Origin of the sequence: Curtobacterium sp. ZW137 (genome assembly GCF_003762905.1) — a bacterium.
Taxonomy (GTDB): Bacteria; Actinomycetota; Actinomycetes; order Actinomycetales; family Microbacteriaceae; genus Curtobacterium.
Genome location: NZ_RJKS01000002.1, coordinates 768,294 through 791,283, shown reverse-complemented (window position 1 = coordinate 791,283; position 22,990 = coordinate 768,294). Strand labels below are relative to the sequence as shown.

The 22,990-nt window shown below is 71.9% G+C and carries 15 protein-coding genes; 6 read left to right on the top strand and 9 right to left on the bottom strand.

Annotated elements, in window-relative coordinates:
* The first annotated feature begins 13 nt into the window (after positions 1 to 13).
* The 3 genes from EDF55_RS08895 to EDF55_RS08885 are packed head-to-tail and all read left to right on the top strand — an operon-like array spanning position 14 to position 3,962.
* Entirely contained in the window at positions 14 to 1,192 is a 1,179-nt protein-coding gene (locus tag EDF55_RS08895; RefSeq protein ID WP_123654565.1) for a glycosyltransferase, read from the top strand.
* Between the two features lie 55 nt (positions 1,193 to 1,247).
* On the top strand, positions 1,248 to 2,483 hold the full coding sequence (locus EDF55_RS08890) for a lipopolysaccharide biosynthesis protein (RefSeq protein ID WP_123654564.1): 1,236 nt from the start codon (positions 1,248 to 1,250) through the stop codon (positions 2,481 to 2,483).
* Positions 2,484 to 2,525: 42 nt separating this feature from the next.
* Entirely contained in the window at positions 2,526 to 3,962 is a 1,437-nt protein-coding gene (locus EDF55_RS08885) for a right-handed parallel beta-helix repeat-containing protein (protein WP_123654563.1), read from the top strand.
* On the opposite strand, the gene EDF55_RS08880 is transcribed toward EDF55_RS08885, so the two are convergent.
* From EDF55_RS08880 to EDF55_RS18780, 6 genes are all read right to left on the bottom strand, one after another.
* Positions 3,947 to 5,383, bottom strand: a complete 1,437-nt coding sequence (locus EDF55_RS08880; RefSeq protein WP_123654562.1) for a hypothetical protein — start codon at positions 5,381 to 5,383, stop codon at positions 3,947 to 3,949. The two genes, EDF55_RS08885 and EDF55_RS08880, sit on opposite strands and share 16 nt — an antisense overlap.
* On the bottom strand, positions 5,380 to 6,504 hold the full coding sequence (locus EDF55_RS08875) for a glycosyltransferase (protein ID WP_123654561.1): 1,125 nt from the start codon (positions 6,502 to 6,504) through the stop codon (positions 5,380 to 5,382). Before EDF55_RS08875 ends, EDF55_RS08880 begins: the two co-directional genes overlap by 4 nt.
* The gene (locus EDF55_RS08870; protein WP_185017265.1) at positions 6,501 to 7,811 is read right to left on the bottom strand and encodes a glycosyltransferase family 4 protein; all 1,311 of its coding nucleotides are present in this window, start codon (positions 7,809 to 7,811) and stop codon (positions 6,501 to 6,503) included. The genes EDF55_RS08875 and EDF55_RS08870 overlap by 4 nt, the downstream gene beginning before the upstream one ends.
* Positions 7,808 to 8,416 (bottom strand): sugar transferase, encoded by a 609-nt coding sequence (locus tag EDF55_RS08865; protein ID WP_123654559.1) that lies wholly within the window; start codon positions 8,414 to 8,416, stop codon positions 7,808 to 7,810. Before EDF55_RS08865 ends, EDF55_RS08870 begins: the two co-directional genes overlap by 4 nt.
* Positions 8,413 to 9,783 (bottom strand): polysaccharide biosynthesis tyrosine autokinase, encoded by a 1,371-nt coding sequence (locus EDF55_RS08860; RefSeq protein WP_123654558.1) that lies wholly within the window; start codon positions 9,781 to 9,783, stop codon positions 8,413 to 8,415. Before EDF55_RS08860 ends, EDF55_RS08865 begins: the two co-directional genes overlap by 4 nt.
* Positions 9,784 to 10,062: 279 nt before the next feature.
* Entirely contained in the window at positions 10,063 to 11,985 is a 1,923-nt protein-coding gene (locus tag EDF55_RS18780) for a hypothetical protein (RefSeq protein WP_185017263.1), read from the bottom strand.
* Positions 11,986 to 12,160: 175 nt separating this feature from the next.
* On the opposite strand from EDF55_RS18780, the gene EDF55_RS18775 reads away from it, so the two are divergent.
* A complete protein-coding gene (locus EDF55_RS18775) occupies positions 12,161 to 13,483 on the top strand; it encodes a right-handed parallel beta-helix repeat-containing protein (RefSeq protein ID WP_185017261.1) in 1,323 nt (440 codons plus the stop codon).
* Positions 13,484 to 13,489: 6 nt separating this feature from the next.
* Here the strand turns inward: EDF55_RS18775 and EDF55_RS08845 are convergent, their stop codons facing one another.
* Positions 13,490 to 15,946 carry a M60 family metallopeptidase gene (locus EDF55_RS08845; protein WP_123654555.1) on the bottom strand — a complete coding sequence of 819 codons (2,457 nt, stop codon included), beginning with the start codon at positions 15,944 to 15,946 and terminating at the stop codon, positions 13,490 to 13,492.
* 67 nt (positions 15,947 to 16,013) lie between these two features.
* Here EDF55_RS08845 and EDF55_RS08840 point away from each other — a divergent pair, with 67 nt between their 5' ends.
* Positions 16,014 to 17,162: a class I SAM-dependent methyltransferase gene (locus EDF55_RS08840; RefSeq protein ID WP_243698160.1), complete on the top strand. Its 1,149-nt coding sequence runs from the start codon at positions 16,014 to 16,016 to the stop codon at positions 17,160 to 17,162.
* A 32-nt stretch (positions 17,163 to 17,194) separates the two neighbouring features.
* On the opposite strand, the gene EDF55_RS08835 is transcribed toward EDF55_RS08840, so the two are convergent.
* On the bottom strand, positions 17,195 to 18,025 hold the full coding sequence (locus EDF55_RS08835) for an aldo/keto reductase (protein WP_123654553.1): 831 nt from the start codon (positions 18,023 to 18,025) through the stop codon (positions 17,195 to 17,197).
* A gap of 116 nt (positions 18,026 to 18,141) precedes the next feature.
* Between EDF55_RS08835 and EDF55_RS08830 the strand changes: the two genes are divergently transcribed.
* Positions 18,142 to 22,332, top strand: a complete 4,191-nt coding sequence (locus tag EDF55_RS08830) for a hypothetical protein (protein ID WP_123654552.1) — start codon at positions 18,142 to 18,144, stop codon at positions 22,330 to 22,332.
* 48 nt (positions 22,333 to 22,380) lie between these two features.
* Here the strand turns inward: EDF55_RS08830 and EDF55_RS08825 are convergent, their stop codons facing one another.
* Positions 22,381 to 22,800, bottom strand: coding sequence for a pilus assembly protein CpaE (locus EDF55_RS08825; RefSeq protein WP_123654551.1), 420 nt, complete (start codon positions 22,798 to 22,800; stop codon positions 22,381 to 22,383).
* Between the last annotated feature and the right edge of the window lie 190 nt (positions 22,801 to 22,990).

The following is a 22,990-nucleotide window of genomic DNA, read 5'->3' as shown; positions in this document are numbered from 1 at the left end:
ATAGCTTCGCAGCATGCGCCACCGATCCCGTCCGTTCGACATCGTGCACGTGTCCAGTGCGCACCCGTGGACCGACAACCGGGTGCACCTCCGGTCGGCTGCGAGCGCCGCAGCCGCCGGGTACCGCACGGCGCTGGTCGCGGTGGCGGTCGACGGCGACGACGTCGCTGCGACGGGCGACACCGACTGGGGGCGCCCGGACCTCGCCACCGGCGTGTTCGTCCGCCGCGTCCCCGCACGCCGTCGCCGGGCACGGGTGGTCCGCTCGTCCGCACAGGTGATCACTGCCGCGCTGTCGTCCCGAGCCACGGTGGTGCACCTGCACGACCCGGAACTCGTCTGGGCGGTGCTGCTCCTCCGTGCGGTCGGACGCGTCGTGGTCTACGACGCGCACGAGGACCTGCCGGACCAGGTCCGGGGGAAGGAGTACCTCGGTCGATGGGCGCGGCGGGCGGCCGTCGCGCTCGCGCACCTCGTCGTCCTGGTCGCCGGGCGCGCCGACGCGGTGGTCGCTGCGACGCCGACGATCGCCGCTCGGTTCCCCGCGGCGCGGACGACCGTCGTGCGCAACCTGCCGGTACTCCGTCCCGCCGACCTCGACGCACCACCGGTGACCGATCGGCCCCTCGTCGCGGTGTACCTCGGTGCGCTGAGCCGGGACCGAGGGATCGACGTGATCAGCGGTGCGGCGTCGTCGCCCGACTTTCCCGATGCCTGGCGGGTCGTGACGGCTGGGCGTATCGACTCCGCCGTCGACCGGTCCCGCTTCGACGGGCTGGTCGCGGCCGGTCGGATCGACCACCGCGGGACCCTCGCGCCGCACGCCGCGCGCGACCTGCTGCTCGGGGCCCGGGTCGGGCTCCTCCCGCTCCGGCCGACCCCGGCGTACGCGGCCTCGATCCCGACGAAGCTGTTCGAGTACCTCGCCGCCGGCACCGCCGTCGTCGCCACGGACGTCCCGCTCTGGCGCGAACTGCTGGCCGGCGCGGACTGTGCGACGTGGGTGCCGGCGGATGACCCGGACGCCGTTGCCCGCGCCGTCCGCCGGTACGCCGAGCACCCGGACCTCCTGCGCGCACACGCCGCCGCCGGTCGCGCGCTCGTTGCGGACCGCTACCGCTGGGACCACGAGGCGACGGCGCTCCTCGCCGTCTACCGCTCTGTGTGGGGCGTCGCCCCGTTCGACGCGTGAGAGAAATGTGATGTACTGATGTTCACCCTGCACCCCACGACGATCGGCGGTCCGCATGCGCAGACCCCCGCGCGCTCCGTCAGCTGTCCTGACGATCCTGGTCGGGACCGTCCTGGGCCAGGGAGCCGTCGTCGCGGTCTCGCCGGTGCTCACCCGGACGTACTCCGCGTCGGACTTCGGGACGCTGACCGTGGTCACGGCGATCGCATCGGTGCTCGGTGCCGGTGCCGCCCTCGGGACCGACCGAGCGCTCGCGGTCGCCGAGCCGAACCACGTCCGGTCGCTGATCACCGTGGGGTTCGGAGCGACGCTGCTGGCCGGGCTGCTCACCGCAGGCGTCGCCTGGGCGCTCCGCGAGTCGCTCGCTGCATGGTTCCGGGCGCCGGCGCTGGCCGACCTCTGGTGGGTCCTGCCGGTCACGACGATCGCGATCGCCGTGCAGCGCATCTGCTCCGCCGTGCTCGCCCGACGTCGAGCGCACCGCGCGCTCGCGGTCCGGAACGCGTGTCAGGGACTCGGTCAGACGGCCTGGAACCTCGCGATGGCGTTCGCCGGACCCATCGGTCTGGTCGGCGGGCTCGCAGCGGGGCGCTTCGCCGCGGTGCTCGGGATGCTCCGGCCCGCAGCCGGGCTGCCGTCACGGAGGCAGGTCGCGCAGGCGGCGTCGGAACACCGTCGCTTCCTCACGCTGACCCCGTGGTCCGCGATGCTGAACGTCGTCGGGCAGCAGGCTCCGGGCATCGTGATCGCGGCGGTCCACGGCAGTGCTGCCGCCGGGTTCGTCGCTCTCACGATGCGCGTGCTCGGGTCGCCGGTGGGCATGGTCGCGGACGCGGTGTCGCAGTACGCAGCGGGCGCGTTCGGACAGCGGGCCCGCTCGGGTTCGCCGATCCGGCCGCTCCTCGTCCGGCTGACCGGGCGGCTGCTCGTCGCCGGGGGAGCGGGAGCGCTCGTCGTGCTGCTCGCGGGCCCGGTCCTCTTCGGTGCGGTGTTCGGTGCGGAGTGGCAGACAGCGGGGTCCTACGCACGGATCCTCGTCCCGGCGTTCGCGATCCAGGTCGCGGTGTCACCGGTGAGTCAGGTGCTCTCGATGCTCGGGCGGCAGACCACGCAGCTCGTGTGGGACGTCGCACGGCTGGTCAGCACGACCGGGGCCGTCCTCGTGCCCTCGGTCCTCGGCGCCCCGATGCCCGTCGTGCTGGCGGTGCTCGCCGCCGCGATGACGGCGTCGTACGGGGCGATGCTCGTCCTGGTGCTGCTCGTCACGAAGGGGACCCCGGCGAGTCCCTGACGTCGACCGAGCGCTCGCTCGGACTCCGAGGGGAGCCTGTCCATGGCGCGCGGTGAGCTCCTGCCCGTGTCCCGACGTGCCGCGCTCCTGGGCGCGGCGAGCACCGTCCCGGGACTCGTACTCGCGGTCGCCTCGGCGCGTGCCGGCGCGTCGACGGTCGACGCCGCGCCTGCGTCCGTGCCCGTGGCATCGGCATCGGCATCCGAGGGCGTCGCGCACAGCGACGACGTCGGCGCGGCACGGCTGCAGGACGTCCTCGACGCCGCGCGTCAGGACGCCGTCGTCGACATCACCCGCGCGTGGTCGCTGTCCGCACCGCTCGTCGTGGCACGGCCGATGACGCTCCGGTTCGTCGGCGGCGCGCTGTCGACCGACCGCGACATCGACCTCGTGCTCGTCAGGGCGCCGCGCGTCCGGGTCGTCGACGCACGGCTCGTCGGCTCCGGGGCGACGCACTCGGGACTCGGCCGGGGCGTGCACGCGGTCGGCACCGTCGGGGAACCGCTCACCGACGTGCACGTCACCGGTGCCGAGATCCGCGGCTTCTCGCACGACGGCGTCCTGTTCGACCACTGCACCCGGTTCTCCGTGACCGACTGTGTGATCACGGACGTCGGGTACGCGGGCGTCCTGCTGTTCTCCTGCGTCGGCGGCAGCGTGCTGCGGAACCGGGTCGCGCGGGTGCTGCAGCCGTCGCCGTACCCGAACTCCTACGGCATCGAAGCGGTCCGGGCCACCTCCGACGGTCTGGCCGGCGCTCCACGGAGCAGTCGGATCACGATCGCGGACAACCACGTCTCCGACGTCCCACAGTGGGAGGGCATCGACACGCACGGCGGTGAGGCGATCTCGATCCTTCGCAATCGTGTGGACAACTGCCGGGTGGGCATCGCGGTCGTCCCGTCCAAGGACGAGGCCGATGCCACCGCGACGAAGTACGCGCCGATCGACTGCGCGGTCGTCGACAACCTGGTGACCCGATCCGAGGACGGCCCGGGATCCGGCATCGTCGTGCGCGGAGCCGGAGAGGTCGTCGGGTCCGAAGCCGAACGCGCCACGGGCGTGGTGCTCCGGAACACCGTGACCGGGTACGGGGACGGCGACCGGGACGCCGGCATCCTGGTGTACCTGACGAGGAACCTCACCATCGCGCACAACCGGTGCGACGGCGGAGTCCGGCGGGGTCTGTCGCTGTACCACTCGAACGAACGCCTCGCGGTGATCGGCAACACCGTCGACGGGCTCCGGCAGCAGGGCACGGCGACGTCGGTGGCGATCGACGTCCGCGCCGGGGCGAACGACGCGGTGCTCCTGGACAACCGGTACTCGGCGGACGCCGGCGGTCGCGGCGGCGCGGTCTACGGCGTGATGTGTCGTCAGGCGGGCAACGACCTGGTGCTCGTCGCCAACGACTGGGCGGCGACGACCTCGGCGGTCGTGGCGACGACGGGCGTGGTCGTCCGCTACCGCGAGGACTGACGGTCGCGCCGCGACGGAGACACGGACCGGCGCCGCCCGGACGACGGGGGCACCGCCTGTCCGTCCCACCCCGACCTCGGCGCGATCGCCAGGATCACGGTCCCCACGAGCAGCCCGTGCGAGAGCATCGCGGTGAAGACCGACGTGTTGCTCAGCATGATGCTCGGCATCACCACGGTCATCGCCGCCACCCGCAGCGGCAGCCCGGCGGCGGCGCGGTCCAGGAACCGGAGCCACACGAACAGCGCCGCAGCGGCGACCGGGATGCCGACCCACCCCAGGTTCGCGAACCCGTCCGCGAACAGGTTGGCGTTCGCGTACCCGTTCGACCCCGGGACCAGGAACGCCGCGATGCGCTTCGGTGGCGGGAGGTCGTACGGGTAGTCGACCCACTTCCGGAGGAACGAGTAGCCGTACCCGGCGACCGGGTTGTCGGAGAAGAACTGGACGTACACGGACGTGAGCAGCCCGGGCGTCAGCATGAAACGACGCGTGAACACCGAGGTCCAGGTGATCCCGCCCTGCAGCGCGTCTGCGACCGCGGAGACGATCATGATCGCGATCGGTGCCACGAGGAAGGACAACGACGCGCGTTGCGCGCGGCCACGGAACAGCAGGGCAACGCCGAGCACCGCGACGAACGAGAACAGCACCGCCTTGAACCCGGTGCTGGAGTAGAGCAGGAACTGGCCGGCCGACGCGAGCACGACGAGTGCCGGGCGACGACGGGCGATCCCCCTGGCCAGCAGGAGCGGGTTGACGACGTAGGCCTGGCCGGTCAGCAGGTACCCGAGCGTGCCGCCGGAGCCGACGTCGGCGGTGTACGCGGCCCGGACGTCGTAGATGTCGTCGAGGGCGAGGAACCGGACGTGCACGCCGACCGTGGCCGTCATCACCGCGTAGGTGAGGGCGGAGTACGCCGCGCACACGGTCCAGGTCAGGGCTCCGCGGTCGACGGACCGTGCGCCGAGGCGGATGACGTCGCGCTCAGGTCCATCGGACGTCGGCACGGACCGAGCGGCAGACGCCCCGCAGACCGCGAACGACGCCCCGACGACCGCGAAGGACGCCCCGATCGTCGCACTCAGCGCGAGGGCGGTCCCGATCGACAGGTACCCCGTCGACGGGCTCATGAGCATCGCCGGCGCGACGCACACGACGAAGATCGTCCAGAGCACCACGTGCGACGCGCGACGGATCGTCGCCGGCAGGCACATCGCGACGCCGATCGTCAACGCCACGACGACCAACCGCGCGGGCCACGGGGCAACGACGTGTGTGAACCCGCTGTACGAGAACAGCGGCGCGACGAGGTGCGCCGCGATCCAGTCCGTCGTCGTCGCGAGCACGGTGACGGTGACCCCCACCAACACCAGGCGGCGGAGCAGCCCCCGGAGCAGGGCGCGCTCGGCCCGCTTCACCGGCGCCCGTCGCGGACACCGGGCAGGAGCTCGTCGTACATCGCGACGAGCCGTTCGGCCTCCGGCTCCCACCGGAACCGCTGGGCCGCGGTCCGCGCCGACGCACCGTGCCGCCGGAGGAGCTCCGGGTCGTCCGCGTAGCGCCGGATCGCCCGCGCGATCGCGCCCGGATCGTCGCCCGGCACGAAGGTGACGCACTCCACGCCGTCGAGCAGGTGCCGCCACAGCGGCACGTCGGTCGCGATCACCGCGAGGCCCGCGGCGAGGTACTCGAACAGCTTCGTCGGGAAGATCTGGTCCGTCACCAGCGTCCGCCGGAACGGCACGAGTCCGATCCGCGCCGACAGGAGGAGGTCCCGGGCCGCCGTCGGTCCGACCGCGCCGCCGTGGTGCACCCGTCCTGTTCGTGCCGCGGCGTCGAGTCGTGTGCGGTCGGTGGCGGCGTCGATCGAACCGACCAGCTCGATCCGCCACGTCGGCGGGAACGACGGGTCGTCGGCGACCGACGCGACCACGTCGATCCCACGGTCACGACTCAGGAGCCCGACGTGCGCGACCAGGGTGGGGCGAGCCTCCAGGCCGACCTGTCCGTCGTCCTCGGCACGCGCCGTCGGGAAGTTGTGGATCGCGATCCGGCGGGTCGCCGGGAACCGCCGGCCGGTCCAGGCGGTCGCGGTCACGATGCGGTCCGCGGTCCCGGCGACCCGCAGCAGCAGGAGGGAGAGCATCGCGAACACCCCGCGCTGGCGGTGCGACAGGTAGTCCTTGCCCCAGACCTGGTCCGGGAGGTCCTCGTGCGCGTCGTAGACCACCCGCCGCCCGGCGACGCGCAGGACGGGGATGGTCCAGATGAGCTCCGGGTCGTGGAGGTGGACGACGCGGGCCCGCGAACGCAGCGCGAGGACGAGCGCCTGGGTCGTGGAGACGGTCATCCGGCGGAGCCGTCGCCGACGCGGGATCCGGACCACGTCCACCCCTGTCGGTGGTGCGCCGAGGTCGGAGTCCACCGCGATCAGGCGCACGCGGAACCCGGCCTCGGCCGCGGAGGCCGCCTCGCGCAGGTGCACCCGGTTGTCGACCCACGGGTGCGCACTCGACACGTGGACGATGTCCGGGATCACGCGCGGCTCCGTCCTGCTGACCACGCGGCGTCCAGCGCTGCTCCGTACCGCCGGGCCAGCGCCCGGTAGTCGTGTTCCCGCAGCACGTGCTCGCGGCCGCGTGCGCCCATCGCGGCACGCTCGTGCTCGGGCATGCGGGCGAGCGCGAGGATGCCGTCCGCGAGCGCGTCGGGTGCGTCGGGCGCGACGTGCACGCCGCACCGCGCTGCTGCCACCGGCGCGAGGACCACCGGACTGGCGACCAGCAGCGGCCGGCCCGTGAGCATGTACTCGTACTGCTTGTTCAGCGAGACGCCGTGACGGTAGAGCGGCAGGTCGTGGACGGCGACCACGAGGCAGCCTGCGCTGCGTCCGATGTCGCGGGCTTCGTCCTGTGACACGCGTCCGTCCCAGATCACGCGGGCACCGGCCGGGAGGCGCGACACGCGCTGTCGGAGAGCGTCGCGGTCCGGCCCGTCCCCGACCATGCGCAGGGTCAGTTGCGGTCCGTCGGTGGGGTTCCGGCGGTGGGCGGCGGCGAAGCCGTCGATGACGGTCTCGAGGGCGTTCGCGGTGCCCATCGAGCCGATGTAGGCGACGGTGAACGGCGCCTGGTCTTGGTCTTGGTCTTGGTCTTGGTTCGGTCGGCGCGGTTGCGGACCGGGCTGCGTGGGCTCGTCGGGGTCGACCCCGTTCGGCACCCACGTGAACGGCCGGGGCTGCCCACGATCTGCGTAGTACCGCCCGACACCGTCGAGCGGGGAGACGACGTGCACGGCCCGTGCGATCGTGGTGCGCTCGATCAGGCGGAGGACGCGGACCACCGGATGCCGCTCGGACATCCGGGTGAGCGCGACCGCGGATTCCGGCCAGAGGTCGCGCGGCTCGAACACGAACGGGACGTGGTGCCGTCGCGCGAGCACCGAGGCGGCCCATGCGGCGAGCGGGTGGAAGGAACCGCCGACGACGACGTCGGGGTGGGGGAGCCCGCGGAGCATCCCGGGCACGAGCAGGAGGGCGGTGAAGAGCCCGATGTCCGCGAGCCGTCGCAGCGTCCGTCGGATGCCGTGTCCGCGGTGGTCGACCCCGCGGAGCCAGCAGAACTCGTGGTCGTCGCCTGCCCACCGTTCGCGCAGCCGGACGCCGCGGAGGTGCGCCCGGCCCGTCGGGTGGTCGGTGCCGGCCGCGATCACGACAGCGTGCCAGCCGGAGTCCGGGAGCCCCGCGGCGAGGTGCTGGTGCCGCGTCGCCCGCCCGTCCCGCTCACGGTGGTGGGCGTAGTGGTTCACGATCCAGACGGTCTTCACGGGGTGCTCCTGGTGCTTCACGGCGTGCTCCTCGCGCTGTTCGCCGATCCGGTGAACCGGTCGGAGGTGACGTGGCCGGGGGTGGTGATGCCCTCGCGTCTGGCGACGACGACCACGGTGCGCGCCAGGATCCGGGCGTCGAGGGCGAGCGTGGCCGTGTCGACGTACTCCACGTCCGAGCGGAGGCGGTCCGGCCAGGGGAGGGCGTTGCGGCCCCGGACCTGTGCCAGGCCGGTGAGACCCGGCCGGACATCGTGCCGTCGTGCTTCTTCGGCGGTGTAGAGGTCGAGGTACCGGCACAGGCTGGGTCTCGGTCCGACGAAGCTCATCTCGCCGCGCAGGATGTTCCAGAGGCTCGGCAGCTCGTCGAGACTCGTCGACCGGAGGCGCTCGCCGAAGGGGGTCAGTCGATCGGCGTCGGAGATCCGTCCGGCTGCCCGGTCGACCTCGCGCATGGTGCGGAACTTGAGGATCGTGAACGGTACGCCGCCGAGGCCCGGCCGCTGTTGCCGGAACAGCACCGGGCGGCCCAGCCGGATCGCGACGAGGGCAGCGAGTGCGGCGAGGACCGGGGCGAGCAGCACGAGGAGGGTGCCGGCGCCGAGTGCGTCGAGGGCGCGCTTCACCGCGCCGGCTCCGTCGTGCGCCGCGCGCCGTACTCCGAGCGGTAGTACGACCGCCGCGAGATGGCATGCCGGGTCTTGGTCAGGACGATCCCGTCGGCGTGCTCGCCGACGCGAGCGAGTGCCTCCACGACCGCGCGCGCGTCGGAGCGGCGCCCCTGGTTGGCCGCGACGACGATGAGGGTCGTCGAGACGAGGGTGCTCATCAGCGCGGCGTCCGTGACCGCCAGGACCGGCGGGGTGTCGACGAGCACGACGTCGAACCGCCTCGCCAGCTCGGCGATCACGCGCTCCATCGCCTCCGAGCCGATGAGCTCGCTCGGGTTCGGTGGGACAGTCCCAGCCGGCAGGACGTGCAGGCCATCGTCGCCCCACGGCTGCAGGACGTCCTCGAGTTCCGCCCGGGCGACCAGCACGTCGGTGAGCCCGGCCGCTCCCTCGAGTCCCATCGTCTGCGCCATCGCGGGCCGACGGAGGTCCGCGTCGACGATGACGGTCCGGAGCCCGCCGGTGCTCATCGCGATCCCGAGGTTCGCGACGGTGGTGGTCTTGCCCTCGGCCTGGCGGGCGCTCGTGACGGCGATCGTCGGAGCGCCGCCGGACCGGAGGAACTGGATGTTCGTCCGGAGGCTGCGGAAGGCCTCCGATCTCGCGCTGGAGCCGTCGTCGCGGACGATGAGCGGGCGGCGCTCCACGTCCGGGTCGAAGGCGACGTCACCGACCACGGGGACGTCGACGTCGAGGTCCTCGGCGGTCCGGACCCGCGTGTCGACCGCGGCGCGGACGAGCGCGAGGAGGACGCCGGCGGCCAGGCCGGCGCCGATCCCGAGTGCGAGATCGGCGGCGGGCCGTGGCGACGACGGCGTGGTCGGCACCGTCGCGGGCATGACGGGCTCGAGCGTGACGGAGGCCACACCGCTCGCGGCCGCTGGCTCGATGTCCGAGACGACCTCGGCCAGGGACGAGCCCACCGCGGATGCGAGGGTCTTCGCGGCGCGGGCGTCGGGATCGCTGGCGGTGATGACGATGATCACGGTCCCGGTGCGGGTCGTCGCGGACACCCGGCTGCCCAGGTCGGCGACCGTGGTGTGGAGCCCGAGCCGCTCCACGACCGGACGGAGCACGCGGGGTGAGGAAACGAGGGCGATGTACGACGTGATCTTCTGCTGCGCCGCCGTCGATCCCTGGGCGATCTCGCCGGCGGACAGGGCGTCCTGACCGGTCACGGAGACGTAGAACGAAGTGCTCGCCCGGTAGACCGGGGTCGTCGCGTTCGTGACCAGCAGTGCGGCGCCTGCTCCCAGCGCAGTGGTCGCCATGACGATCCACCAGCCGGCGAGCACGGCGCGGGCGACGGTGACGACGAACATGTCCCGTTCCTCAGCCGACGGGGATCGTCAGGAGTTGGGACTTGACCGTCACGGTCTGCCCCTCACGCCAGGTCGACGGCCACGGGACGCAGTACCCGCTGGTGGTGGTGACGTCCTTGACGTCGACACCGAACCCGGGGGCGCGAGGGCCGTGATGGAGACGAGCGCGGTGAGGGCCGCGGTGGCGAGCCGCCGCCGGAGGAGAAGGGTCATGAGGTGCTCCGAGCGTGGGACGGGGCCGCCGTCGGTCGGACGGCGGCCCCGGGGTGGGTGGTGGGATCAGCGGGTGTTCGCGGGCAGGGTGAAGAGCTTCGTCGTGTAGGACGAGCCGTCGACCGTGATGCGGAACTTGAAGCTGAAGCCGAGCTGGCCCTTCGACACGTCACGATCGAACGACCACTTGCCGTTGCTGTCGATGTCGCGCTTGCCCGGCAGGAGTGGGCTGCCCGAGGCGTTGAGGACCTCGTACTCGGCGTCCGCGGGGCCGGTCCCGGTGAAGGTGTTCAGCTCACCGGGCAGGACCGTCTTGTTGGTGACCGTCACCGGGGCGAATCCGGCGTTCGCAGCGATGACGAACAGCTCTGACCGATCGGTCTGGTCGCCCTTCGTCTGGACGATCCGGAACTGGAACTGCTTCGCATCCCAGCTGATCGTGCGGTCGAACGTCCACGTGCCATCGCTGGCGACCCTGAGTGGACCATCGACGATCGGGGTGCCCGAGACGTTCACCACCTCGTAGGTGGCGTCCGGTTCGGCCGTGCCGCGGAAGGTGTTCACGACGCCCGGTGTCACGGTGGTCGGTGCGACCAGGGTCACCGGCGCGAGTCCGCCGGTCTCGCCGGGGTTGATCGTCACCTCGGCCACGGTCGTGTTCGCACCCTTGGACTTCTGGACCACACGGAGCACGTGCTCCGCACGGTCGAGGTCCGTGGTGTCGAGCGACCAGTTCTTGTTCGGCAGGACGCCGTCCTTGCTCGTGCCGACCAAGGAGTTCCCGCCGTTCGTGACGTCGCGGACCTCGATCGCGGAACCGGGTTCACCGGCGCCCGTCATCCTGAGCGGACCACCGGCGTGCGAGGACCCGTCAGCGGGCGTCGTGACGGTGACGGCGGCACCGTACTCGACGGACCGCGTACGGTCGTGCGCCGAGTCGCGGACGCCGTCCATGAACTGCGCCGCCGTGACCGCGTACCCGCCGCCCCGGTTGGGCGCAGGGATGGTCGTCGTCCACGCGCCGGTGATCGGGTTCGCCGTCACTGTGCTGCCGATCTGCTTGCCGGACGCGTCGAAGAGCGAGACCTCGGCGCCGGGGTGCGCCTTGCCGGAGGCGATCACCGGGGCATCGCGGTTCCCCGAGAACGTCGCGTCGAAGGTGAGCGCGTCGGCGACCAGGTCGGCGTCGAGCACCACGTCGCCGGTCTTGACGGAGCCCTCGTACTGCTCCACCTGGATCGTGTTCTTCCCGAGGTCGAGTCCGCGGACCGACGTCGACCAGCTGCCGTCCTTCGCGACCGTCACCGGCGACCCGCCGTTCACGAGGATCGTGGCGTCGGGGGTGCCCGAGCCGGAGATGTACGCCGTCCTGGTGAGGACGTCCACGCGGTCGAGGTCGGCGCTGAACGCCCCGACGAAGTCGTCGAGCGTGGGGATCCGGTCGGCGACCGTCTGGGACTGCAGGCGCATGACGCTGTCGGTGTTGTACAGACCGAGGAAGCCACCGTTGTACGTCGACTGCAGACCGGTGCCGATCGGGTTGTTCGACCCGGTGTTGGCGGCGAGCGTGAACTGCTGGGCGGGGGCGCCGGCGACGCAGTTCTGGAGCGTCACCGGCGACGAGTTCTCGATCGTCGTCGAGCCAGCCGTCAGGCACAGGCCCGGAGCCGAGACCGGCCGGACGTTGGTCGTGGACCCGGGCGCCGGGATGAACCAGCGTGTGGCCGCTGCCCGCGCTTCCGCCAGGGTCCTGGCACGGTTCGCGGCGACCGCTCCGCCGACGGTGCCGGCGGAGGGGGCGCTGAACGCCGGGCTGTCGGCGAACGACGACGTCTCGGTGACCAGCGGGCCGACCTGTTGCGCATCGGCTGCGCGGGACTCGCCCGCCCAGGCGGCACCGGCGGTGAGACTGCTCGCAACGGTCGCGATCACCACCGCCCCGATGCCGAGAGCGAGCGGTGCGCGCGGGGACGATTGGGACTTCTGCATTGGTGCTCTCTCTTCGTCAAGGATGAATGCGCAGGGAACATATCACATTCACACGCCGAGTCGCGAGGATTTGCATTCAACATTTCTCCTCGCATTATTCAGCGAATATCGCCATGGTGATGAGCGGTATTCTGAGATTCCAGAGAGGGAGACCGAGATGGATGCTCGACATCGCTTGCTCCGCAGGCAGTTGCTCATCGGTGCCGGGGTGGTGGCCGTGGTCGGGGCCGCCTCGCTCGTCGGTGGGTTCGTCCCGCTCGTTGCCGATGGTGAGGAGCCGGGCGTCGATGCGCTCCAACGTCGGCTCGACACCCTGCCAGCCGGTGGCGTGCTCACGATCAGCACCCCGCAAGCCCGGACCAAGAGCCTCGTGGTCCGTCGCGCCGTGACGATCCGTTTCGTGGGGAGCGGTGCGCTGCGGATGGGTGCGGACGCCACGGCGATCCTCGTCACCGCTTCGGGAGCGCGGATCACCGACCCGGTCATCGACGGCGTCGGTGCCTCGACGGGCGGGGACGCACACGCGATCGCGGTGATGGGCACCCGTGCCGCACCGATCAGCGACGTCCGGGTGTCCGGGGGGCGGCTCCGCCAGTTGCCCCACGACGGCGTCCACGTGGAGTACTGCTCGGGGTTCCTGCTCGAGAAGACCTCGATCGCCGCGGTCGGGTACGCGGGCGTCGCACTCCTCGGGGTGCAGGACGCCATCGTGCAGGACACCGCGATCTCCGACGTCCGTCAACCGGCAGGCCGGGTCAACTCGTACGGGATCACGGTGACCCGGGACGCCACCGCAGTGGTGAGCGTCACACGCCGGTCCGCCCGCGTCCGCATCCTCCGCAACCACGTGAGCGGCGTGCCGGCGTGGGAAGGCATCGACACCCACGCCGGGGACGGCGTCGAGATCCGGGACAACGTCGTGACCGGATGTCGCGTCGGGATCGCGGCAGTCCCGAGCAAGTCGGCGACGAACCGGGCGCAGACCGACGTCGCTCCCACCGGCCTCGTGATCGCCGGGAACCGCATCACGCGCACGGCCGCGCTCCCTGCGGGTTCCGGCATCGTGGTCAGTGGAGCCGGCAGCACCGTCGGGTCGACGGCCCCCCGGGCGACCGGGTCGGTCACGGGCAACACCGTCACGGGCGCGGGTGGACCGGATGCTGCCGGGATCCTCGTGAAGCTCACCCGCGGGCTGCTCGTCGCCGACAACACCGTGACGTCGAGCGTCGGGGAAGCGATCCGGGTCGAGCACTCGAACGCATCCGTCACGGTTCGTGGCAACCGGATCGCCGAGGTGTCCGGCAAATCCGTGGGCATCGACGTGGCCGCCGGTGCGAACGACGGCTCGATCGTGGCCAACCGCATCGACTCGACGTCGCCGCGGGTGCGCATCGGGCTGCGGTTCGGCAGTCCGGACAACCGTTTCGTGGTCCGGGGGAACGCCCTGCGCGCTGCCGACGTCCCGGAGGCGGACGGTCGAGCCCGGATCACCCGGTGATCGGTTTCACACGCCGAGCCGGACCGATCCGCCGCCAGCGGTGCCGTTGAGCTCCCACCGCATGCCGAACTCGCCCGCGACGGCGTCCTCCGGCGTGTGCACCTGCGGGCTCCACCGCGCCGCGGCTCCCTGGGTCAGTCGGAACGAGGAGGCCGTGTCCAGCCGGAACGAGATCGTGCGCCCGTCGGGGGAGCGCTTTCCGTTCCGGAGGGTCATCGACGACGCGGGGCGCCATCCCTCGCCGGGGTTCCGGTACTCCCCGGTCAGGGTCGACTGTGCTTCTGTGAAGACGGTGCCGTCCGGGGCGACGACGACGAGGTCTGCCCGGAGCTCGGTGAGTTCCCGCCCGGCGACGATGCCGAGGGGCACTGCGGTGTCTGCTCCACGCGCGAGCTCCACCGCGTCGACCGGCAGGACGCGCACGGCCGCGTCCACGATCGGCTCGATCCGGTCGTCGACGATGCGGAAGCGTTGGACGCGATCCGAACGGCCGGGGAGCTCGTCGCCGTCGCGGTACGCGGTGAGTCGGGACCGTGGCTCGGCATGTCGGATCTCGAGCACCTGTCCGTCCTCGTACCGCTGCGCGAACGACGCCGCCACGACGGCGCCGGACTCGTCGCCGCGGATGGTCCACTCCCCGAGGACCTGCGCTTCGTCGGCGTCACGGAGGGTGAAGCCGACGTACTCCTCGCCGGTGAACCCGGTGTGCGCCTGGGAGCCCGTGATCTGCACGAAGCGGAGCGCTCCGGCGAGCGGGTCGAGTGCGAGCCATCCGATCGTCCGATCGCTGAGGCCTCGGAAGCGGAACGCGTTGCCGGCGCCGACGTCGACGGGCGTGGACACGGTCTCTCGGATCCCGCGGTCGTTGCGGAGCACGACGAGCGCGTGCCCGACGCCCGGCTCGTCCGCCTCGAGTGCATGGCCGACGACCCGCGTCGCGCCGGTCCCGTCGGTGTTGCCGAGGTCGGCGGCCCTCGGCGCAGTGCCGAGCTGCCGCTGTCCGACCGTCGCGCGCTCGGTGACCGGCTCGGCGGTGCCGGTCGGCGCACCGTACGTCGGGAGATCCCGTTCACGGACGGTGTCCGCCGACCGCGTGTTGTGCCAGATCGGCGTCGTGAGGGCAGGAAGCCGGGCCATGGACGCCGCGGTGTCCGCGTCGAGCGGGAATCCCCACTGGCGGAAGAACGGGCGCAGGTCGCGGTCGGCGATCTGCGCCGCGATGCTCACGAAGTGCTGCTGTTTCGCAGCGTCGTCGCGGAGGACCACCTCGCCGGTCCGGAGTCGGACGCGGAGTTCCTGGTCGAGTGACGGGTAGAACTCCTGCCCGAATGCGCGGCGGAGCTGGTCGAACATGAGCAGCCGGACCCAGACGTCCTCCTCGGCCGCGAAGCTCCGGGTCTCGACGGGCTGTGCGAAGAACCGCGTGATGGCGCTCTGCTGACCGTCGAGACGATTCGCGCCGAACACCGTCGCCTGGACATCGAGCGCGGAGACGTTGTTGACGACCTCGACCATGCCCTTCCAGTTGTAGGCGGGGGGCTGGTACGTGTGTCCGACTTCGTGCCAGAACCCCCAGAGGTCTCCCGCGCGCATCGTGAAGAGCTCGGCGGCGGCGCCCGTGTCGACCTGGAACACGATCCGGTCGTGGCTCGCGCTCGCGTACCCGGCGCCCGAGTCCGGCGAGGCGACGTAGATGTGGTGGGGCGCCTTGCGCGCCGACCCGACACCCTCGTCGAGCAGTCCGTGGTGGTCGTTCGTGACCTCGATCACCCGGTCCCAGTCGTGGACTCGTGACGCCAGGTCGGACGCCGTCATCGCGGAAGCCGTCCTCGCCTGGAAGTCACCGAAGACCCGTTCCCCGATGATCGTCACCATCGGGGCGTCCGGGAAGCGTTCGAGGTCGCGCAGGAAGTCCTCGTTCGACGTCTGTCCCGCGATGAACACCGGGACGGGTTGGCCGCCAGTGACCTCGACGTCCGCCGAGCCCGACGTGGCGGTACTCGTGAGGAAGACCATGCCGTCTCGATCCGCCGTGACCGTGTTCGGGCCCGGTGACAGGGGGGTCGACTCCATCCCACGGTCCGCGCCGTCGTTGAACGCCGCGTACCTGCCGTCGAGGCCGATCACGACGTGCATCGCAGGAGATCCCACCGGCACGTCGACCGTGACCGGCTGGCCGTGCCGGACGAACCGCCCCGTCGGCTGGAGCGCGCTGTGCCGCATTCCGCGGCCTTCCCGGATCCGTTCGGCTTCCGGGTCGCCGAGTCCGTGGACGAGGATCGTGGTCGACCGGCCGTCCTCGCTCCGCGTGATCGAGGTGGGCAGCGGGCCGTCCTCGGCGGACTCCAGCGACGCCGTTGCACTCGCGGACGCGACGGTGACGACGATCGTGGAGACGACCGCCGCCGTCACGGCGGCGACGAGCGCGACGGTGGCACCGCGACGGAGCAAGAAAATCGGCATTCACTCAGTATTTCACATATTGACAATGCCGTCGAGGAGGCCAGGCTCGACGGGCTACGCTGCACCGGTGCCCGCGTTCGACTTCGCCGACTTCTTCCGACGGACGCCCGACGACGACGGGCCCGACCTCATCACCATCGACGGCACCGATCGGTTCCTCCTCGACGAGGCGCCCCACGTGCACGGCGACGCGCTCCGGCACCCCGGTGCGGTCACGGTGGTCGACGACCAGCGCGGCGTGCTGACGCTCGGAGTCCTCGCCGTGCACGGTGCTGACGACGTCCGCGTCGTGCAGGACTCGCTCGTCAGCGAGCGTGCGCTCGAGTCCATCGCCGGCACGTTCGGACGACGGGGGTTCCACCACCCGGAGACCTACGAGGACGCCTTCACGGACGCCCGACTCGTGCTGCTCCGGCTCTCGAAGTCGCACGACCGCCTCGACGAGGTCGCCCGGGCCGTCGCCCGGTTCGCCGCGCCCGACGTCGTGCTGCTCTGCGGCGGCCGGACGAAGTACATGACGCTCTCCCAGAACGACGTGCTCCGCCGGTCCTTCGGGGAGGTCGCCGCGTCCCGGGGTCGTGGCAAGTCCCGGCTGCTCGTCGCGCAGGACCCGCTCCGTGCGGCTGCGAACCGCGCGGCGATCACCGACCCGTGGCCGCGGCGTGTGCACCTCGACGAGCTCGGGATGACCATCGCCGCGCACGGCGGGGTCTTCGCCGGGGCGTCGCTCGACCTCGGGACCCGCGTGCTCCTCGGGGAGATGGACGCCGCGGTCCCCACCGCCCGGGTCGCGGTCGACCTCGGGAGCGGCAACGGCGTGATCGCGACCGAGATCGCCCGGCGCCGCCCGGGTCTCCGGGTCATCGCGACCGACGTCTCCGCGGTCGCCGTCGCGAGCTCCCGCATGACGGCGGACCTGAACGGGGTCGGAGACCGCGTCCGGACCGTGCGGAGTGACGCCGGTGACGAGCTCGACGAGGGGTCCGCGCAGCTGGTGCTGTGCAACCCGCCGTTCCACGCGGACACCACCGTGAGCACCGACGCGGCCGAGGCGATGTTCCGGAACGCGGCCACGATCCTCCAGTCCGGTGGCGAACTGTGGTGCGTCTGGAACTCGCACCTGCGGTACCGGCCGGTGTTGGAGAAGACCGTCGGCCCGACGCGGCAGATCACCCGGACCGACCGCTTCACCGTGACGGCGTCCCGCCGGTCCTGATCGACGTGGACACGGTATGACGAAGGGCGGGACTACTCCGGGACGTAGTCGAACGTGTCCGGGTCCGGACCCGTCCGGTGCCCCTTGTCGAGCGTCGTGATGTCGGTCATGTCCTCGTCGGAGAGCTCGAAGTCGAAGATCGCGAAGTTCTCCTCGACGCGGGCACGGGTGACCGACTTCGGGAACACGATGTCGCCGCGCTGGATGTGCCAGCGGAGCACGACCTGCGCGGGGGACTTGCCCGTGGCCGCGGCGATGCGGGTGATCGTCGCGTCGTCGAGCACGAGGCCCTGCGCGATCGGGGACCAGGCCTCGGTCGCGATGCCGAGCTCACGGTTCACCGCGCGGAGGTCGTCCTGCGCGAGGTACGGGTGCACCTCGATCTGGTTCACCGCCGGGGTGACGGTGGTCTCCGCGATGAGGCGGCGGAGGTGGTGTGCGTTGAAGTTCGAGACGCCGATCGAGCGCGCGGTGCCGGCGGCGTAGAGCTCCTCGAAGGCCTTCCACGTCGGGACGAAGTCCGAGACGGTCGGGAGTGGCCAGTGGATGAGGAAGAGGTCGGTGTAGCCGCCGAGCAGCTCGGCGGACTTCTTGCCGTTCTCCAGCGCCGCCTCGGGGGCGTGGAAGCCGTTGTTCAGCTTCGAGGTGACGAAGATCTCATCGCGCGGGATGCCGGACGACGCGATCGCCTCGCCCACCTCTTTCTCGTTGCCGTACATCTCGGCGGTGTCGATGTGGCGGTAGCCGACCTCGAGCGCGGTGAGCACCGCGTCCTTCGTGTCGGCGGGGTCGATCTGGAAGACGCCGAAGCCGAGCTGCGGGATGGTCTTGCCGTCGTTGAGGGTGATGTTCGGAACGGTCATGACCCCAGACAACCAGCGCACCCCCGAGTGTCATTCCGGGGACGTTCAGCCGGGCGCGGCGCGTTCGTATGCAGAATACTGATATTCTTCTGAGGTTGCCCACGGACGAAGGACCCATGACTGCACTCGCTCTGCCCTTGCTTGCTCGCGCCGCTTCGGCGGCCACCGCCCTCGGGCTCCTCGCGGCCCTCGGTACCCCGCTCACCGCAGCTGCCGCACCGAACCCGTCGGCCGTTCGCGGTGCATCCGCCGCGGGCGCCATCACGGGGAAGGACCCGCGGGTGCTGTTCGTGGAGGACTTCGAGCACGGGATGGGGTCCTCCCCGAGGATGCTCGACAAGTACGTCGGCGCGACGGGCGAGACCTACGCTGCCGATCCCCAGTGGCTCTCGTCGGCGTGGTGCAACGGCATCATCACGAGCCGGTCGAGCTCCGACACGGCCGGCTGTTCCGCGAACGCCGGCCTCCGCTCCCTCGCCGGTGCACTCGGGGAGATCAGCGGAACCGATCCCGCGACGAACCATGCCGTGAGTGCCTACACCGACGGCTCGAGTCCGGGCGCGAACCGGATCCAGATCGAGTCCCGTGAAGCGTTCTCCCTCGGCGAGTCCGGACGGTTCGTGTCGTTCGGGGTGTCCGCAGCGGCTCAGAACTGCCATTCGAACCATCCGCTCCTGGACTTCCTGCTCGTCGATGACGGAACCGAGCGTCCGGTGTCCGACCGGCCGCTCGACCCGTGTACCGACCCGCGGTCGAGCGACCACGGATCCGTGCGAGGCGGCGAGTTCGTCTCGAGCGGTGGCGTCCTGTTCTCCGGCGACAGCCTCCGCTGGCGGCTGCGCAACGCGCAGGGCTCCGGTGACGGCAACGACGGCGCCTTCGACCGCGTGACGATCGTCGACTCGACCCCGACCCTCGCGAACGAGTTCTCCACCGGCACCATCGTCGGCGACACCGCGCGGATGACCGTCCGCGTCGTGAACACCAGCGAGCACGGCGCGAAGCCCGGGTGGTCCTTCGCGGAGACCCTGCCCGCCGGCCTGACCGTCGCGGCCGATCCGAAGACCGCCACGACGTGCGCGGCGCCGACCCTCGACGTCGACGCGGGTGCCAGCGCGGTGGGCGCGAGCGGTGGCCTCGCCATCGACGCGCCCGACTGCACGGTGACCTTCGACGTGACCGCCGCCACCGCTGGCACCTACACGGTCGCCCCGGACGCGGTCACGAAGCGGGTCGGGCTCGACGCCCCCGCCGCGTCGAGCGTGACCTTCGCTCCCGAGCGCAACGAGCTGCGCGCCGACGAGCAGATCACCCTGGGCGGCGGCAACGGAGACGCCGTCGCGGACCTCGGTGAGACCATGACCTTCCGCACCGTCGTCGAGAACGCGGGGAACGTGCTCGTGCACGACCTCGGCGTCTCCGGGACGCAGGGCGCCGTGCGCTGCGATCGTTCGGAACTCACCCCCGGCGCTTCCGCGACCTGTGTCACCGCTGCCCGGCCCGTGACGCAGGCGGACGTGGATCGAGGATCCGTCGAGGACGCCGTCACCGCGTCCGCGTCCTCGCGGCTCGGCGTTCCGGTCTCGGCCAACGCCGCGGCGACGGTGTCCACGACCCCGTCCGCATCAGCTGCCGAACTCACCGTCACGCCCGTGACGACCGGCGGAGCACCCGCGCTCGGCGACGACGTCCGGCTCGCGGTCGAGGTCCGGAACCACGGGAACGTGTCCCTCGACCGGATCGCGGTCCGGGTCGACGGTGAACCGACGATGACCGTCGACTGCCCGACGGGCAAGCTCGCTCCTGGAGCAACGATCACCTGCGCGCTCGAGGGCGCGCACCGCGTGACACAGGGCGACGTCGACGCCGGAACCGTCGTGTTCCACGCGGCGATGACCGCCGTCGACACCGCCGGGAAGCCGGTCGCCGCTGCCGCGACCGCGACCCAGGAGACGCAGACGCAGGCTCCGGCGCTCGCCACGACGATCACGCCCGTCCTCGAGACGGCCGGGAAGGCTCCGGCCGTCGGCGACGAGGTCGCGCTGACGATCGCGGCGCGCAACAGCGGGAACGTGACCCTCACCGACCTGCGCGGCGTCCTCCGCGGCCGCGACGGTGCGGCGGACTGCCCCGCCGGCGCACTCGCGCCCGGTGCTCCTGCGACCTGCACCCTGCCGAGTCACGTCCTGACGCAGGACGATCTGGACCGGGGGGAGATCCAGTTCGAGGCGACCGCTTCGGCGACGGGGCCGAAGGGACAGGCAGTGTCGGCGTCGGACTCCGCCACCGTGACGCTCGACCGTCAGCACGGCATCGTGGCCACCGTCACCGCGGCCCTCGCCGACGACGGAGCCGCCCCGGTCGCGGGTGACGCGGTCGGCCTCCACGTGGCCGTCCGGAACTCGGGCAACGTCACCCTCCGCGACCTGACCGGCGAGGTGGACGGCCGGTCGATGGACGTCGAGTGCGCCGACGGCGCGATCGCCCCCGGTGCCGAGGTCACCTGCACCGTCGACGACCACCGGCTCAGGCAGGCCGACGTGGACCGTGGGCACGTGGGCTTCGACGTCACGATGACCGCGGCGACCCCGTCCGGTGGGACTGCCTCCGCCACGGACGGCACCGAGGTCCAGCTGGCCCGCGCCCCGCAGGTCGCGGTCTCGGCGACGAGTGTCCTCGACGCCTCCGAGCACGAGGTCCCGCGGGCCGGCGACGGCGTCACCGTGGCGATCACGGTCCGCAACACCGGCAACGTCACGGTCGACGACGTCGACGCCGCGGTGCGCGACCGGAAGGGCATGGACGTCACGTGCCCCGGTCGTGCGCTGGCACCCGGCGAGGAACTGACCTGTGTGGTGACCGCGTACGAACTCGGTCAGGACGACGTCGACGCCGGCACCGTCCGGTTCGAGGCCGTCGGGTCGGCCACCGGTGCCGGTGGCACCCGGGTCGAGGGAACCGCGTCGACCGAAACGACCATCGTGCGAGCGGCCTCGATCGCCGCGAGCACCTCGGCCCGTCTCGAGCCGACGGGGCGGGAACACCCGGTCGCCGGTGACACGGCAGCGCTCCGGGTGGCGGTCCGGAACACCGGGAACGTCACGGCGACGGACCTCGACGGCCTGGTCGAGGGGCGCGACGGCATGGTCGTGACCTGCCCGGCCGACGCGATCGCTCCGGGCGGTTCGGCGGAGTGCGCTTCGTCGACGACGGTGACGCAGGACGAGGTCGACGCGGGCACCGCGCGGTTCACCGTCCGGTCCACGGCGACGGGTGCCGGTGGGAGCCGCGTCACGGCCGAGTCGGACGCGTCGGTCGCGATCGAGCGGTCGGCTGCGGTCACGCTCGACCTGACGGCGCACCTGGCGGACACGGAGCGTGCGCGCACCGACGACCCGAAGGCGGGCGACCACGTCTCGGCGTCGATCAGCGGCACCAACAGCGGGAACGTCACGCTCCGTGACGCCGCCACGGAGGTCGTCGAGCTCGCTGACATGACGGTCGAGTGCGCACCAGGGTCGGTGACGCCGGGAGCCACGATCGACTGCACGGTGCCCGATCACGTCCTGACCCAGTCGGACATCGACCACGGCCAGGTCACCATCGCGGCCGTGCTGGAGGCCACCGGGCCGGACGGGCGACGGGTCACCGACCGCGCCGAGGTCCGCGTCGGCCTCACGGCCGGCAGCGCGCTCGACCTGACGGGCGAAGCGGTGCTCCTCGGATCCGATGGAGAGCCGTCCCCGATCCCGGAGGGCCGCGCGGTCCGTCCGGGCGAGCAGGTCGCGATGCGCTACGAGGTGCTGAACACCGGGAACACGACGGTGGACGACGTCCAGCGCACCGGTTCGACCGGGCCGTTGACGTGCGAGCTGACGACGCTCGAGCCCGGCGCGAGCACCGCCTGTGCGAGCAGTGCCGCGCACACCGTCACCGCGGGCGACGCCGAGCGGGGCGAGGTCGTCACCGTCGGTCAGGTCAAGGGCTCGGTCACGCGCGCTGACGGCGAGACCGTCGAAGCTCCTGGTGCTGCAGACACGACGCAGTCCGGCGTGCGGACGCGTGCCGCGGCCGTGGCGAACGGCCGGATGTGGGTGTTCTCCCAGGAGCTCCGCACCGTGGCGAAGGCCGAGCTGGAACCACAGCAGGCGGAGGGGACGGAACCGGACGAGCTCGCGTTCACCGGGTCGGAGATCACCGCGGTGGTGCTCCCCGCGGGCATCGTGCTCCTGCTGGCAGGACTGACGCTGCTCGTGTACGTCCGGCGTCGTCGACAGGGGGACGACACCACGACGCCGCGCTCCTGATCGACTGACGACGGAGGGCACCCCGAGCGGGTGTCCTCCGTCGTGGTGTCAGTCCAGCGCCGCCGCGATGTACGCCGCCAACGCCTCCCCGTACGCCACGGCCGGGTCCGCCGCCGCGAACGTCCGGTCCTCGCCCCGCAGCGCGATCGTCACGGTGTACACGACCCGGGACGCCGCGGCGACCCGCGTCAGCCCGACGAACGAGGGCCCGAGGAGCTCGCGGAGCTGGTCCTCGCGGGGCAGCCACAGCGACTCCTCCGCGGACACCGAGTCGAGCGCCCACTCGGTCGTCCCGTTGAAGCCGAGCGTCGTGCCCGTCGGGTGGTCGTGCCGCTCGACGGTCATCTCCGACACCGTGTAGACGTCGTCGTCGACGCCGGGCTTGTCGATGACGAACCGGTCGCCGGTCGCCGGGTGCCAGCGGAGTCCTGCGTCGCGGAGGGTCTTGGCGAGTTCGACGGTGATCACCACCCCAACCTGCCACGGTCGCCCGTGCATATGTTCCGGAAAGCAACCCGTACTAGCATCGCGGGGCACCCCTCGTGCGCGGATCGCCCGACGCTCCGCGCGCGCGACGCGACGACGCCCGGACGACCGGTGCCGTGCCTCCAGGCCGTACGAACCGGCCCCGGGACGGACCGAGCGCCGGACCCCGACC

Bases quoted from the DNA above. Each gene is read 5' to 3' on its own strand.
- EDF55_RS08885 (WP_123654563.1), top strand. From the start codon at position 2,526: ATGGCGCGCGGTGAGCTCCTGCCCGTGTCCCGACGTGCCGCGCTCCTG.
- EDF55_RS08860 (WP_123654558.1), bottom strand. From the start codon at position 9,783: ATGTTCGTCGTCACCGTCGCCCGCGCCGTGCTCGCCGGCTGGTGGATC.
- EDF55_RS08895 (WP_123654565.1), top strand. From the start codon at position 14: ATGCGCCACCGATCCCGTCCGTTCGACATCGTGCACGTGTCCAGTGCG.
- EDF55_RS18780 (WP_185017263.1), bottom strand. From the start codon at position 11,985: ATGCAGAAGTCCCAATCGTCCCCGCGCGCACCGCTCGCTCTCGGCATC.
- EDF55_RS08890 (WP_123654564.1), top strand. From the start codon at position 1,248: ATGCGCAGACCCCCGCGCGCTCCGTCAGCTGTCCTGACGATCCTGGTC.
- EDF55_RS08830 (WP_123654552.1), top strand. From the start codon at position 18,142: ATGACTGCACTCGCTCTGCCCTTGCTTGCTCGCGCCGCTTCGGCGGCC.
- EDF55_RS08835 (WP_123654553.1), bottom strand. From the start codon at position 18,025: ATGACCGTTCCGAACATCACCCTCAACGACGGCAAGACCATCCCGCAG.
- EDF55_RS08845 (WP_123654555.1), bottom strand. From the start codon at position 15,946: ATGCCGATTTTCTTGCTCCGTCGCGGTGCCACCGTCGCGCTCGTCGCC.